Annotated in this window: 10 protein-coding genes; all 10 read left to right on the top strand. The window is 57.3% G+C overall.

Features of this window, described 5'->3' with window-relative positions; all coding sequences use genetic code 11:
• Positions 1 to 165 precede the first annotated feature (165 nt).
• The 10 genes from sodB (at position 166) to ACP7B0_RS06655 (ending at position 15,273) form a co-directional block, all read left to right on the top strand.
• Positions 166 to 747, top strand: a complete 582-nt coding sequence (gene sodB / locus ACP7B0_RS06700) for a superoxide dismutase [Fe] (protein ID WP_426140285.1) — start codon at positions 166 to 168, stop codon at positions 745 to 747.
• 303 nt (positions 748 to 1,050) lie between these two features.
• Complete coding sequence (locus tag ACP7B0_RS06695) at positions 1,051 to 3,138, top strand: putative bifunctional diguanylate cyclase/phosphodiesterase (protein WP_426140284.1); 2,088 nt, start codon at positions 1,051 to 1,053, stop codon at positions 3,136 to 3,138.
• A 138-nt stretch (positions 3,139 to 3,276) separates the two neighbouring features.
• Positions 3,277 to 4,635: an imelysin family protein gene (locus tag ACP7B0_RS06690; protein ID WP_426140282.1), complete on the top strand. Its 1,359-nt coding sequence runs from the start codon at positions 3,277 to 3,279 to the stop codon at positions 4,633 to 4,635.
• A gap of 235 nt (positions 4,636 to 4,870) precedes the next feature.
• Positions 4,871 to 5,755 carry a DUF4123 domain-containing protein gene (locus ACP7B0_RS06685; RefSeq protein WP_426140281.1) on the top strand — a complete coding sequence of 295 codons (885 nt, stop codon included), beginning with the start codon at positions 4,871 to 4,873 and terminating at the stop codon, positions 5,753 to 5,755.
• Complete coding sequence (locus ACP7B0_RS06680) at positions 5,752 to 9,231, top strand: toxin VasX (RefSeq protein ID WP_426140280.1); 3,480 nt, start codon at positions 5,752 to 5,754, stop codon at positions 9,229 to 9,231. The genes ACP7B0_RS06685 and ACP7B0_RS06680 overlap by 4 nt, the downstream gene beginning before the upstream one ends.
• Positions 9,218 to 10,297, top strand: a complete 1,080-nt coding sequence (locus tag ACP7B0_RS06675) for a DUF6708 domain-containing protein (RefSeq protein WP_426140279.1) — start codon at positions 9,218 to 9,220, stop codon at positions 10,295 to 10,297. The genes ACP7B0_RS06680 and ACP7B0_RS06675 overlap by 14 nt, the downstream gene beginning before the upstream one ends.
• A gap of 154 nt (positions 10,298 to 10,451) precedes the next feature.
• A complete protein-coding gene (locus ACP7B0_RS06670; RefSeq protein WP_426140278.1) occupies positions 10,452 to 11,531 on the top strand; it encodes a DUF6708 domain-containing protein in 1,080 nt (359 codons plus the stop codon).
• A gap of 104 nt (positions 11,532 to 11,635) precedes the next feature.
• The gene (locus ACP7B0_RS06665; RefSeq protein WP_426140276.1) at positions 11,636 to 13,063 is read left to right on the top strand and encodes a di-heme oxidoredictase family protein; all 1,428 of its coding nucleotides are present in this window, start codon (positions 11,636 to 11,638) and stop codon (positions 13,061 to 13,063) included.
• A gap of 30 nt (positions 13,064 to 13,093) precedes the next feature.
• Complete coding sequence (locus ACP7B0_RS06660) at positions 13,094 to 14,158, top strand: imelysin family protein (protein WP_426140275.1); 1,065 nt, start codon at positions 13,094 to 13,096, stop codon at positions 14,156 to 14,158.
• Positions 14,159 to 14,175: 17 nt separating this feature from the next.
• Positions 14,176 to 15,273 (top strand): DUF1513 domain-containing protein, encoded by a 1,098-nt coding sequence (locus tag ACP7B0_RS06655; RefSeq protein ID WP_426140274.1) that lies wholly within the window; start codon positions 14,176 to 14,178, stop codon positions 15,271 to 15,273.
• Positions 15,274 to 15,351 lie beyond the last annotated feature (78 nt).

The raw sequence follows: 15,351 nt of genomic DNA, 5'->3' as shown, positions 1-15,351 counted from the left end.
TCTGGAACCTCTATCCCACACAGTTGTTGCGTGGTTAAGGTGTGGCCCCGGTGCTATGATCCAGACCCTGCGCCGCAAAGAGGATCAACTCCCCGGCGTATGTTCTGTCTGGCCGCCGTGATCGGCCTTGCGCTCACCGCAACTGACCTGATTAGGAGATAAACCATGGCTTTTGAATTGCCGCCGCTGCCCTACGCCAAAGATGCTCTGGTGCCGCACATTTCCGCAGAGACACTGGAATATCACCACGACAAGCACCACAACACCTATGTCGTCAACCTGAACAACCTGGTGCCAGGCACCGAGTTCGAAGGCAAGACCCTGGAAGAAATCATCAAGACGTCTTCGGGTGGCATCTTCAACAACGCCGCCCAGGTCTGGAACCACACCTTTTACTGGAACTGCCTGGCGCCTAACGCCGGCGGCGAACCGACTGGCGCACTGGCTGACGCCATCAATGCTGCGTTCGGTTCGTTCGACAAGTTCAAGGAAGAGTTCAGCAAAACGTCCATCGGCACCTTCGGTTCCGGCTGGGGCTGGCTGGTGAAAAAGGCTGACGGTTCCCTGGCCCTGGCCAGCACCATTGGCGCCGGCAACCCGCTCACCAGCGGCGACACGCCTCTGCTGACCTGCGACGTATGGGAACACGCCTACTACATTGACTACCGCAACCTGCGTCCAAAATACGTGGAAGCGTTCTGGAATCTGGTCAACTGGGACTTCGTAGCCAAGCAATTTGCTGCCTGACTTCAGCTCCAGATGAAAAAACCCGGCATTGCCGGGTTTTTTTTCGCCTGTAACACTCAGTTAACTATTGTCAGAAAACGATAGCGGACTAATATCATCCCCTTGGGTTTTGAAGACTCATTCTCGTTTCACCGGTTTTATCCGACGCAGAAATGATCGACTGCGCCCGGCAGGTAGCGCCACAGCACGCGACTCGGCAGTGGCACAGGATATCGAAGGCTAATGCTCGGGTCAGGGCTCGCCAGCTGGTTTTTGATGGTTTAAAAGGGTTCACGCTCCCGGCACGGATTAAGGAATGACCATTTGAAGCTGGAACTCAAAAACAGCCTGTCAGTAAAACTGCTGCGCGTGGTGTTGCTATCGGCCCTGGTCGTAGGCGTCGTGCTCAGTTGTGCGCAGATTGTCTATGACGCCTACAAGACCCGTCAGGCAGTCGCCAATGACGCCGAGCGTATTCTGGCCATGTTCCGTGACCCTTCGACCCAGGCGGTCTACAGCCTGGACCGGGAAATGGGCATGCAGGTCATCGAAGGCCTGTTTCAGGATGACGCTGTGCGGATGGCCTCTATCGGCCACCCCAACGAAACCCTTCTGGCCGAAAAAGAGCGCCCGCTCAAGGCATCCCAAACCCGCTGGCTGACTGACCTGATCCTGGGCCAGGAGCGCAGCTTTACCACCCAGCTCATGGGCCGCAGTCCCTATAGCGAGTACTACGGCGACCTGCGTATCACACTGGATACGGCCACCTACGGCGAAGGTTTTATCACCAACGCGGTGATCATTTTCATTTCCGGGGTGCTGCGCGCGCTGATCATGGGCCTGGTGCTGTATCTGGTGTATCACTGGTTGCTGACCAAGCCGTTGTCGAGAATCATCGAACACCTGACCAACATCAATCCGGATCGTCCCAGCGAAAATCAGTTGCCCGTTCTCAAAGGGCACGAAAAAAACGAGCTGGGACTCTGGGTCAATACCGCCAACCAGTTGCTGGCCTCGATCGAACGCAATACGCACCTGCGGCACGAAGCCGAAAACAGCCTGTTGCGCATGGCCGAGTACGACTTCCTCACCGGCCTGCCCAACCGCCAGCGGTTGCAACAACAACTGGACAAAATCCTGGTGGACGCAGGGCGCCTGCAGCGTCGGGTCGCGGTGATCTGTGTCGGTCTGGATGACTTCAAGGGCATCAACGAGCAATTCAGCTACCAGACGGGCGATAAACTGCTGCTGGCCCTGGCCGACCGACTACGCAGCCACAGCGGTCGCCTCGGCGCCCTGGCACGGCTGGGTGGCGATCAGTTTGCCCTGGTCCAGGCCGATATCGAACAACCTTACGAAGCCGCCGAGCTGGCACAGAACATTCTGGATGACCTTGAGACCCCGTTCTCTCTGGACCGGCAGGAGATTCGCCTGCGGGCCACCATCGGCATCACGCTGTTCCCGGAAGACGGTGACAGCACCGAAAAGCTGCTGCAAAAAGCCGAGCAGACCATGACCCTGGCCAAGACGCGCTCGCGCAACCGCTATCAGTTCTATATCGCCAGCGTCGACAGCGAAATGCGCCGCCGCCGGGAACTGGAAAAAGACCTGCGCGAAGCCCTGCCGCGCAATCAGTTGTACCTGGTTTACCAACCGCAGGTCAGCTACCGCGACCATCGCGTGGTCGGCGTCGAGGCCTTGATCCGCTGGCAACATCCGGAACACGGCCTGGTTCCGCCCGACCTGTTTATCCCCCTGGCCGAGCAGAACGGCACGATCATCGCCATTGGCGAGTGGGTGCTGGATCAAGCCTGTCGCCAGTTGCGTGAATGGCATGATCAAGGCTTCACCGACCTGCGCATGGCGGTCAATCTGTCCACCGTGCAGTTGCACCACTCCGAGCTGCCTCGGGTGGTCAACAACCTGATGCAGATCTATCGTCTGCCACCCCGGAGCCTGGAGCTGGAAGTCACCGAAACCGGCCTGATGGAAGACATCAGCACCGCCGCCCAACACCTGTTGAGCTTGCGTCGTTCCGGCGCGCTGATTGCCATTGATGACTTCGGCACCGGCTATTCATCGCTGAGTTATCTGAAAAGCCTGCCGCTGGACAAGATCAAGATCGACAAAAGCTTCGTGCAGGACCTCATCGAAGACGACGACGATGCCACCATCGTGCGTGCCATCATTCAACTGGGGAAAAGCCTGGGCATGCAGGTCATTGCCGAGGGCGTGGAAACCCGTGCGCAGGAGGCCTATATCATTTCCGAGGGTTGCCACGAAGGTCAGGGTTACCTGTACAGCAAGCCGCTGCCCTCCCGGGAGCTGCTGGCCTATCTGAAGCAGTCGCAACGGGACCAGATCGACGCGTCCCGGGGCTCTGAGTCGACGGCCTCAGCCTCTGCACCGTAACGCTTTGTTACAAGCCTACACCGCCGCCTTTTCGCAGCGGGGCAATATGCCTTTACAACGAATGCATATCTTTCGCATTATGTCGCAGCTTTTTTTGGGCGCCGGGCGCCTTAAACCCTTTAGACCCAGGATTTCGTCATGACTCGTATGCCTTTGGCAACCGCTAGTTTGCTGGCCATCGCTATTACCCTCGCCGGGTGTGGCGAAGGCAAGGACAAAGAAAAAGCTGCCGCGCCGACCCCTGCCGCCACCGCAGCAGCTCCCGCGCCAGCAGCGGCCACCACTGCGCCTGCAGCCGCAGACCAATCGGCCGACGCCGCCACCAAAGCCGTTGTGGCCAACTATGCCACCATGGTTTCTGCAGTCTTCGACGACGCCCTGTCCACCGCCAAAACCCTGCAAACCTCAGTCAACGATTTCCTCGCCAACCCGAACGACAAGACCCTCAAGGCCGCCCGCGACGCCTGGGTTGCTGCCCGCGTGCCCTACATGCAGAGCGAAGTCTTCCGCTTCGGCAACACCATCATCGACGACTGGGAAGGACAGGTTAACGCCTGGCCCCTGGACGAAGGCCTGATCGACTACGTCGCCAAGGATTACCAGCACGCGCTGGGCAACCCCGGCGCAACCGCCAACATCATCGCCAACACTGAAGTTCAGGTGGGCGAAGACAAGGTAGACGTTAAAGACATCACCCCTGAAAAGCTGGCCAGCCTCAATGAGCTGGGCGGTTCCGAGGCCAACGTCGCCACCGGTTATCACGCCATCGAGTTCCTGCTCTGGGGCCAGGACCTGCACGGCAATGGTCCGGGTGCCGGTGAACGCCCGGCGTCCGACTACGTGGAAGGCGCTGGCAGCACCGGCGGCCACAACGACCGTCGCCGCGATTACCTCAAGTCCGTGACCGACCTGCTGGTCAGCGACCTGACAGAAATGTCCAACAACTGGAAAGCCGGCGTTGCCGACAACTATCGCGCCAGCCTGGAAGCCGAGTCTGGCGAAAACGGCCTGCGTAAGATGCTGTTCGGCATGGGCAGCCTGTCCTTGGGCGAACTGGCGGGCGAGCGCATGAAAGTGGCGCTGGAAGCCAACTCCAGCGAAGACGAGCACGACTGCTTCAGCGACAACACTCACTTTTCGCACTACTACAACGGCAAAGGCATTCGTAACGTTTACCTGGGTGAATACACCCGCGTAGACGGCACCAAAATCAGCGGCCCGAGCCTGTCGTCCCTGGTGGCCAAAGTCGACCCGGCCACCGACGCGACACTTCGCGCCGATCTGGACGACACACAAGCCAGACTGCAGGTCATCGTTGACCACGCCAACAAAGGCGAGCATTTCGACCAATTGATCGCCGCGGGCAACACCGAAGGCAATCAGGTCGTACGCGACGCCATCGCCGCGCTGGTCAAGCAGACCGGAGCCATCGAACAGGCTGCGGGCAAACTGGGCATCACCGACCTGAACCCGGACAACGCTGATCACGAGTTCTGATCTTCGCTGTTGGAGCGTTCGCGTCTGAACGCTTTTAACGCGTGAAATGAAAAATGCCAGTCGGCTTGCTGACTGGCATTTTTTTATGCCTCTGATTTCCTGTTGATTACCTTGCGGCCGCGATCCATCTGTAACTGCTGTAAGCCGTTTCCGAAACACGCTTTACCGTATTGAAGCAGCTCGCATCGCCACTGAGTATTGGGTTTCCCCCATGCTCCGAGCAAGGCGCGCCTCGATGAACGAGCTTCAATCCGCCCCCAATGACCTCCCTTGGTCGAAAAACGGCTACTTGCTGCTCAATGCCGCACGAACCGGCAATCTACTGCCCCGGCTGTATCAGTGGAATCCAGCTGTTCACTGCCATCCGCTGTTTCTGGGCACACGCTTCAAAGAGTTGTTGGACGTCTCGCCGGTGCTGGTGGTGCTTGAAGGAAGCCATGACCCGGTACTGCTCGCTTACTTGCAGAACGCGGAGCGCATCTGGGGGCTGCTGCTCTTCAGCAGCGCCGAACCGCAATGCGTCGTCGATCACCTGCACTGGCTGGTCACGGTCGATGAGCCGGTCGGCAAACCTACCCTGCTCAACCTCTCCGATCCGCCTGTTGCCAACGCCCTGTTCGACCTTTATCCCCACCAGACTGATAACGCCCTGTTCGGTCCTGTCGAGCAGGTCTACGCCGTGGATCCGTATCGCAAAGCCTGGCGGCACCATCAACGCCAGGGTGAACCAATAGTCGGCGGGCACCAGGCCCTTTATCGCCTGAACGAGGCCCAGATCGAGGCACTCAACGACGTCAATTTTCGCAACACCGTCCTCAAGCTCGAACGGCACATGGGTCAACACTTTCCGAACTTCCAGATGCAGCTCAACGCACGGGAGCGCTTCGCCTATTTCCATGAAATGGCCAGCACCGCCTACAGACACGGCTTCCACAGTGAGAGCGACATCCTGCACTACGCCAATGTCATGGAATTTCTCGACAGTCAGCCAACGGCTAAGCACGACGACATCACCAGGCTGCTTTACACGTCATCACCGCTGACGCCTTCGCAACGCGTGCAAAAAGCCAACCAGCTGGCCCTTGAGCAAGACAGGGAATTATCAGGAGATCAGCCATGAACGAGAAACGCCTGTCGAATAAAGACCGCGCCTACTGGGAGGCCCGAAGCGGTGGCCATAAAGATGCCCGCGACAGCCTCGGCACCTGCCCGCTGATGGGTAAAAAAATCCAGTTGCTGCCGGTGCGTTACGGGCGCGTTGAACGGCTGGTCAGTGATATCTCGGCAACACCTTACAAGCATCTGAAGCGCCCGATAGGCCTGCGCCTGATCCGCGACGGTTACTTGTATGTCATCGACGAAGCCAGCAGTTATCTGCACGAATACCGGATCGAAAATGGCGTCCCGGTGAAACTGCTCTGGCAAGGTGCCGAGGTTTCACGGGATTTACGCAGCCACTCAGTGGGCGAGGCCACGCTGGTCTTTGCCCGCAACAGCGTACTGCATGTCGCCTATTCCGAACTGCAATGGACCGCCGCCAAATGCTCGAAAGTGATTGGTAGCAAGGCTGATCGCCTCTACTTCATGCAACGTGTGGATCTGGCTGCTACCGACTGCGAAAAAGGCGGCAAGCACCTGCGGGTCGAAAAGCAGATCAGGCAATCCCTCGCCGAACTGGCCGAAAAGCCTGCCGAACTATGCCTGACGCCCGATGCTCATCCCGAGGAAAGTCAGGATTACGTCTGGGAAGATCAGCGTCTGTTCCGAGAAGCGCACATCGGCCAGTTGAAGGACTCGCTGAACGCGCAATACCAGTTCAACCATTTGTATCTGGTTCCGGAAGACAGCATCGGCATCATGCGCGACCTTGCCGATGAACAGGACAAGGTCGTCGAATGGATCGAGCACTGGACCCAACAACATGACAACGAGATGCGCTACGTAGTCGGCAGTTACATCGACACGCTGATGACCATTGGCGAGAAAAACGTGCCCAAGACGGCAAACAACTCAGACTTTTTCAGCAAAACCACGCCTGACGAACGTATCACTGTCTACGACTACATCAACGCGCGTAACCAGTGGCGTTGGGAGAACAGCAAAGGCTTGGCGGTAACTCCGGGCGAAGATGGCCGCTACTCGGCCAAACGGGGTGCCGAGCTTCGCGAGCGCCCTGAAACCGTGATTGCCAGACGCGAGATGGATGCCAAACATGCTCGGATGGTCGATGAATTAGGCAAATCTCGACATGCCGACCTCAAAGACGAAATCGATGCCTTGCAAGACAGCAGCACAGGCACGCTGGAAGGCGTCGGCCTCGGGTCGCGAGGCATCTTCGATCTGGTCCGCCATGAGGAGATGCAAAGCTACTTGAAGCGCGAGCGTCTGCACCTCAAACGCTGGACCGAGCGTCTGGACGCCATCACCGATGACCGCCTCTATCTGTTCACCCAAGGCGAATTCCATCGCAGCGCCTGGTATTTCGATCCCGAGCACCCCGAGCAACTGAGCAATGCGCTGGCCATGGAGTACAACTGCACCCGCGACCTGTGCCGCACCGATGAAGCGCTGGAGAAAATAGCCGACTACTTTCATGAGTACCCGTTCTACGTGCTGCCAGTGTTCTACGGACGGGTTGACCTGGAGTTCCTGCGCAAAAAATCCGGCGACCTGATCAAGCTGCTCAACGATACCCGTGGCTTCTCCAGCGACATGGCCGGTGCTCAGGCGCGAATCTCCGAGATCGAGCGCATCATGGGCAATCACTGGACCCGCAGCCTGCATCTGCAAGGTGAAGCCCATTCCCTGCATCAGGCCGTGAGCGCCACCTACATCCCGGCCATCGCCCTGGGCCTGGAAAAATGGCTGGCCGAAATGCAGGCAAAACTGGAAACCCCGGACCTGCGCCAGCATCTCCAGGCATTCCAGCAATACACCAACCGCGCCCATCGCCTCGGAACACTGGTCGCCCTGCAACAGCAAGGCGCCACACTGAGCATCGCCAGCGAAGCCGATGTACAGAAATTCAAGGACAACTTCACCCGCCTCAGCGCACTGCTTGAACGCGAAGAAAACCTCAAGACCGACCGCAAGCTCTACGACAAGCTCGCCCGCAGTCGCATGCGCAGCGAAGACCAGCGCTATCAGGCAGCGGTCGAGAAACAGCGCATCAGCGAAGCGCTACTGGAAACGCGAAACCAGCGCTCGGCAGTGGTGCGATATCTGGAAGACGGAATATCCCCCAACAGCAAATTCTCCACCGGCTACATCGGCGTGCGCTTGAACCTCACGTCGGAACAATCGAGCGCGTTGTATGAGGATACTCGTCGATTCCGGGCGGGGTTTTCAGGAGGTTATGAGACTGATGGGGCCTGGAAGGCGGGGTTTAAGAGTGGGTGGATTCCGTTGTTGGCGGTTGGGTTGCAGGTGGGGAATGTGGTAGAGGCTTGGACAGCTTGGGACCCTCGTACTACTGATAACCGCGCATTGGTGAAACAGAGTTTCATATTAATCGGAGCTTTGTCTAGTATCGCTGCGGCTTCGTTATCGGTATATCAATCGGTGCATATCGCGATGGTCGATAAAGCGATGTATGCCGTAATTCAAAATAGCGACGGGACTGCTGGCAGACTCTTTGCCGCTCGGGCTGGAAAGCTAGGACTAGGCCTTGGAATGGCAATCTCCCCAATGACCTTCGTCGGTTCCGTAGCGACTACGATGGACAACTGGAACAAGTGGCATGGGGCATTTGTCAGTGGCACTGCTGGGGAAAAAGTTGGGGCCTTGGCCGGTGTAACCGGAGATATTGGATCGATAGCGGTCACAGGCACAATCACCGTAAATGCGGTAAAGCAAGGATTAGGGCTCATCAGCGATTACTCGGCAGCGCTGCCATCAGATAGAAAACTAGCAATAAGCAATGCTTGGGCAACACGTGGCTCGCGATTTCTCCACCTTTCAATGCGCCTAACTCCGTGGGGACTCGCGTTTACCGCCCTGCAAATTGGTGGCGAGGCGTTGTACAACTACTACAACATCGATGACCAGCAGCGTTGGATGCAAGGCTGTTGCTGGGGACTCAAGCCTGAAAACTGGAGTTGGGCTGTCCACTCCCAGAAACTAGCTGAAGCGACCTTTTCACCAACGATTATCGATAAAGGTATGTATGAGCGGTACGTCGACGGGGAACAGAGTCGCGTTTTGCATCTGACATTGCCAGGTTTGACTATGGCGACGTTTAATGACAGTTCCTTCCGGTGGAGCGCCTCATTACAAAAATCTCCGGACGAGTGGGATGCTGGCGAAGCGCTCACGTCACAGATTCAAGTGATTAACGACAAGCCATTGACACTATCTTTAGAAATACCCGATCAGTGGCATGGGCCTACGGCTCAGCTCCAACTTTGGCTTGCTGTAAGGCCCACACTCGCTACGCATTACCTGAAAAAAGATACTGGCCATCTTCACTATCGCGTCGCGCTCTCCAGAAATTTTGTCAGCAGCAAGCTCATCACAGCTTCAGCTGTCACACCAACATCGGCTCTGTCGTTGAAATACGTCCAAATCACTAAGGAGTTGCTCAATGCCGACAAGTAAGTATGAGCGGCTACCCCATGCTGGCGATAGCGAACAAAAAATCAATACAGACATTTTTTATCTGGCACCGCGCCCCGTTCCCACTGGAGCAAATGCCATCAGCGCGAAGAGCTTATGCAAAGCATCTAGCGACAATTATCTTGATTTCGCTATCGGAACTGTCTCATGGGAATTCGGAGCCAGATGCGGAATTGGATCGATTATGGTGATCGTGCTACTGTTTTTTTTCGGAAGCATAGGTTTAGGTCTATACAGCCATATAACTTATGGCCTGCCGATTTTCAAAATATTAATCCTGTTTGCCTCACCTAACTGGTACGTTTGGGGGACCCTATCAATTTTAGTACTGCTATACGTCGGAACATTTATTAAAGCTGTGTACGACTTCACGCGCGCGGCCCCAATCCGCTTCAACCGCCAACGCCGCGAAGTTGCCTACGTTGCCAAACGCGGTCAGCCGCCGCGTTTCGTTCCCTGGGAAGAAGTCATTGCCTGCGTCACCACCGGCAAGGTTGTTACGCAATACGGCAGCCACAACAGTTTCTCGCTGATGATAGGCCTGCGGGATTCTGAAAGTGGCGATGTAGTCTGGATCACCGTGCCTACGGCGTCGCTGATGTTGGCGGTCAGTGAGTGGGAAGCCATTCGCGTCTATATGGAAGAAGGCCTCAGCGCGTTACCGCAACCGATGAGTGAGGAGCACGAAGAAGGTACGGTCGCCTATTTTCATATGTGCCGTCGGATGTATCGCGACAATCACTGGTACGTGACGTATCTGTTCGGCTTCATCCTTATCCAGTTCTGCAGCGGCTGGACCCTGCCCTGCCACATCGCCGCCTGGGTCGAGCGCCTGCCAAAAACCAGCTTCCCGAAAAGTGTTCTGGACTGGTCCCAACCTTTACCGCCCGAACAATGGCAGAAGCCCAGCGCTGAGCTGATCGAACAGAGCAAGGCCGTGCGCAGGAGTTTGCGTCAGGGGAAGAGTCTGTTTGACCATTTTCATGCGCAAAACAAAATCTCCGAAGATGTCCCGCACGTCGAAATCCCGAAGCCAGAAAATTCGTAACAACCCATTGCGACAGGTCAAGATAAACGATAATCCCTCTTATTAGAATGTAAATGGCCAGCACCGCTTACAGACACGGCTTCCACAGTGAGAGCAGCATCGCCAATCATTATAAAAAGCCTGGAAGAAATCCAAATTACACGAGCAATGCTTAATGATTTCAGCTGACCCAATGCTTCTTCCCCAGGCGGGCGACCTCGAACACCGGGCAAGTACGGAGGTTTTTTACTTATCACCACGTCCTGTTCCTACAGGAGTAGCGGCGCTCAGCTCGCAGGCCCCGAATAGAGAGTCGAACCACGTACATTTAGATTTTGTAATGGAAAGTAGCGCTATTGAATTTTCTGTCCGCTGTGCGACTGGATCATTAATAGCGACTATCGTTTTCTTGTTGGCAATAGGCATCGGAACAGGCATTGCGGAACAACTTTTATATGGTGAAGGCTTTATTGAAACGACTGTCTCATTTATCTTTCCTAACTGGTTCCTTTGGGCTCTTATCGCGAGTCTGGCAACTTTTAACGGTGGATTATTTCTTCGAACAATTCATCGCTTGATTAATTATCCCCCCATCCGCTTCAACCGCCAACGCCGCGAAGTTGCCTACGTCGCCAAACGCGGTCAGCCGCCGCGCTTTGTACCGTGGGAAGAAGTCATCGCCTGCGTCAGCAGCGGCAAGGTTGTTACGCAATACGGCAGCCACAACAGTTTTTCGCTAATGATTGGCCTGCGGGATTCTGAAAGTGGCGATGTAGTCTGGATCACCGTGCCCACGGCATCGCTGATGTTGGCGGTCAGTGAGTGGGAAGCCATTCGCGTTTATATGGAAGAAGGCCTCAGCGCGTTACCGCAACCGATGAGTGAGGAGCACGAAGAAGGTACGGTCGCCTATTTTCATTTGTGCCGTCGGATGTATCGCGACAATCACTGGTACGTGACGTATCTGTTCGGCTTCATCCTTATCCAGTTCTGCAGCGGCTGGACCCTGCCCTGCCACATCGCCGCCTGGGTCGAGCGCCTGCCGAAAACCAGCTTTCCGAAAAGTGTTCTGGACTGGTCCCAACCTTTACCGCCCGAACAATGGCGGAAGCCCAGCGCTGAGCTGATCGAACAGAGCAAGGCCGTGCGCAAGAGTTTGCGGCAAGGCAAAAGCTTGTTTGACCGTTTTCATGCGCAGAACAAAATTTCCGAAAATGTCCAGCACGTCGAAATCCCGAAGCCAGAAAATTCGTAACAACCCATTGCGACAGGTCAAGGCAAACGATAATCCCTCTTATTCAAACCGGGCGGGACTGTTAAGCTTGCACGCCCCGATTTTGGGCTGGTTGCCGGATGTATATGACTACGTCGCTTCGCTCGATCCTTGCCGTGTTCGTTGCCGTTGCCCTGGGCGGGTGCGATGACGCCCCGCGTTTCACCCAGGCTGAACCGGGCGAAGCGTCTTCGGGTGGGGCGGCGACGGTCAACAAGGCGGATCGCAACGCGTTTTCTCTGCCATCAGCCAATCTTTCGCCTGTGCGACGGCTGGATTTCAGCGTCGGTAACAGTTTCTTTCGCAGCCCTTGGGTGATCGCGCCGTCGACCACCACGGCCCGGGATGGCCTGGGCCCGCTGTTCAATACCAACGCCTGCCAGAACTGCCACATCAAGGACGGCCGCGGCCATCCGCCGGAGGACGGTGACAGCAATGCGGTGTCGATGCTGGTGCGGCTGTCGATCCCGGACAACCCCGACCACGCGGACGTGATCAAAACCGCAGGCGTTTTGCCCGAACCGACTTATGGCGGGCAGTTGCAAGACATGTCGATCCCCGGCGTCGAGCCCGAAGGTCGTGTGCGGGTCAAATATGAGCCGTTGCCGGTGCACTTCCGGGACGGTACTCAGGTTGAGCTGCGCAAACCCACGTTGAGCATTACGCAACTGGGCTATGGCCCGATGCATCCCGAAACCCGCGCCTCGGCGCGTATCGCGCCGCCCATGATCGGCCTCGGGTTGCTGGAGGCGATTCCCGATACGGCGATTCTGGCCAATGCCGATCCGGACGATAAAGACGGGGATGGTATTTCCGGGCGTCCGAACTGGGTCTGGGACGACGCCGAACACAAAGTCGCGCTGGGGAAATTTGGCTGGAAGGCCGGCCAGCCCAACATCAACCAACAAAACGTTCACGCGTTTTCAGGCGATATGGGCCTGACCACCGGCCTGAGAACGTTTGATGACTGCACCCCCGCGCAAACTGACTGCCGTGCTGCACCCAGCGGCAATGGGCCTGATGGCGAGCCCGAGGTCAGCGACAACATTCTGCGCCTGGTGCTGTTTTACACCCGCAACCTGGGCGTGCCTGCACGACGAGACATTGAGGACCCACAGGTGTTAGCCGGGAAGAATCTGTTTTATAAAGCGGGTTGCCAGCAATGCCACACGCCACAGTTCAAGACCTCCCATAATGCCGCTGAGCCAGAGCTGGCCGATCAGGTGATTCGTCCGTACAGCGATCTTCTGCTGCACGACATGGGTGAAGAACTGGCGGACAATCGCACCGAATTCCAGGCGACAGGCCGCGAATGGCGCACCCCACCGCTGTGGGGGATTGGTCTGACAGAAACAGTCAGCGGACACACTCAATTTCTGCATGACGGCCGCGCTCGAAACCTGCTGGAAGCGGTGCTTTGGCACGGCGGTGAGGCACAGGCGGCACAACGCCAGGTCCTGGCATTCGATGCCAAGCAACGCGCAGCGCTGCTGGCGTTCCTGAATTCGTTATGACTTTTTTCTTTTAAACATAAGGAACCGGACATGTTCCGTCCCAAGTTGCTCTTCACCAGCCTGGCTGCACTGGCACTGGGTGCCTGCGCACCGGCCGACCCACAGGCTGTTACATCGGCGGCCATCGCCAAACAGGTGATCCTGCCCACCTACAGCCTTTGGGTCGACGCGGATCGCCAGTTGGCGGCCAGCGCCCTGGCCTTCTGTCAGGGCAAGACCGATCTGGCCACCGCTCGCGCCGATTTCCTGCACGCACAGAAAACCTGGGCCCAATTGCAGCCCTTGCTGATCGGCCCGTTGGCCGAAGGCAACCGTGCCTGGCAGGTACAGTTCTGGCCAGACAAGAAAAACCTGGTGGGTCGTCAGGTCGAGCAACTGGTGACCGCGCAGCCGCAGATCAGCGCAGAAGCCCTGTCCAAATCCAGCGTTGTGGTGCAAGGCCTGTCGGCCTATGAATACATTTTGTTCGACGCCAGAATCGACATGGCCGATGCCGAGCAAAAAGCCCGTTATTGCCCGCTCCTGATGGCCATTGGCGAGCGTCAGAAAAACCTGGCTGAAGAAATCCTCAGCCGCTGGAACAGCAATGACGGCATGCTCGCGCAGCTGAGCAAGTTCCCGAACCAACGCTACGCCGATTCTCACGAAGCGATTGCAGAGCTCTTGCGCGTGCAGGTGACGGCGCTGGACAGCCTGAAGAAAAAACTCGGCACGCCATTGGGCCGTCAAACCAAAGGTCTGCCGCAACCCTTCCAGGCCGATGCGTGGCGCAGCAAGGCTTCGCTCAGCAGCCTGGAAGCCAGCCTGCACAGCGCTGAAGCGGTGTGGACCGGTGTGGACAATCATGGCTTGCGCGGCCTGTTGCCCGCCGAACAGAAACCACTGGCCGACAAGATTGACGCTGCCTACGCGGCCAGTCTGAAACTGTTGTCTGAACTCAAGCCTCCCCTTGCTGACCTGCTGGCCAGCGATGAAGGCCGTCAACAGCTCAATGCGTTCTATGACAGCCTCAACGTGGTCCACCGCCTGCACGAAGGTGAACTGGCCAAGGCGCTGGGCATTCAGTTGGGTTTCAACGCCAACGACGGCGATTGATCGAGAGGATTGTGATGATGTTGCGACGCCAGGTCCTGGCCCTCGGAAGTCTGCTGCTCAGCGCTTGCACGCTGGGTGGCTGGACACTGTTTCGCCAAAAAGGCAAAAGCCCGCTGCTGCTGTCTGCCCGGGACGATGCCGACGGGCAGCATTACGCCGTGGGCTATCGACTGGATGGCAAACAGGTCTTTGCCACAAGGGTCGGCCAGCGTTGTCACGACATCATCAATCATCCAACACTGAACCTGGCGGTGTTCGTTGCCCGCCGTCCTGGCACCGAGAGCTATCTGATTGATCTGCAGGACGGTCGGCTGTTACAGACCATCACCTCGCAACCGAACCGGCATTTCTATGGGCACGCGGTGATTCACAGCGGTGGCGAGTGGCTTTACGCCACAGAAAATGACACCACCGATCCGGGCCGCGGCCTGTTGGGCGTGTATCGGTTTGAAGGTGAACGACTGGTGCATGCCGGCGAGATTTCCACCCATGGCATTGGTCCGCATCAAGTGTCGTGGATGCCCGACGGCGAAACCCTGGTGGTCGCCAACGGCGGCATACGCACCGAGGCCGAAAGCCGGGTCGAAATGAACCTGAACGCCATGGAGCCCAGTCTGGTGCTGATGAAACGCGACGGCACCTTGCTCAGCAAGGAAACCCTCAGCCAATCCATGAACAGCGTGCGCCACATGGGCATCGCCAGCGACGGCACCATCGTTACCGGCCAGCAATTCATGGGCGATGCCCACGAGAGCGCCGAGCTGCTGGCCATCAAGCGTCCGGGCCAGCCTTTCAAGGCGTTCCCGGTTGACGAACAGCAACGGGCGGCGATGAACCATTACACCGCCAGCGTTGCGGTACACAGCGAACTGCGACTGGTCGCCCTCACAGCCCCCCGAGGCAACCGGTTCTTCATCTGGGACCTGGACAGCGGCGCGGTCCGCCTTGACGCCCCCCTGCCCGATTGCGCTGGCGTAGGCGCCGTGGCCGAGGGATTCGTCGTTACCTCCGGCCAGGGCCGATGCCGTTTCTACGATTGCCGCCAGAACGATCTGCTGGCCACGCCGCTGGATTTGCCCGCAGGCTTCTGGGACAACCATTTGCATCTGGCATGACAAAAACCCTGCACATCCGCCACGACAAACCCGAGCAAAACGTCGGCTTTGAAGTACTATTGCGTGACTTTTTTATCA

This window comes from Pseudomonas sp. DWP3-1-2, from assembly GCF_049896285.1.
Taxonomy (GTDB): Bacteria; Pseudomonadota; Gammaproteobacteria; order Pseudomonadales; family Pseudomonadaceae; genus Aquipseudomonas.
This window is presented reverse-complemented; position numbering and strand designations above follow the sequence as displayed.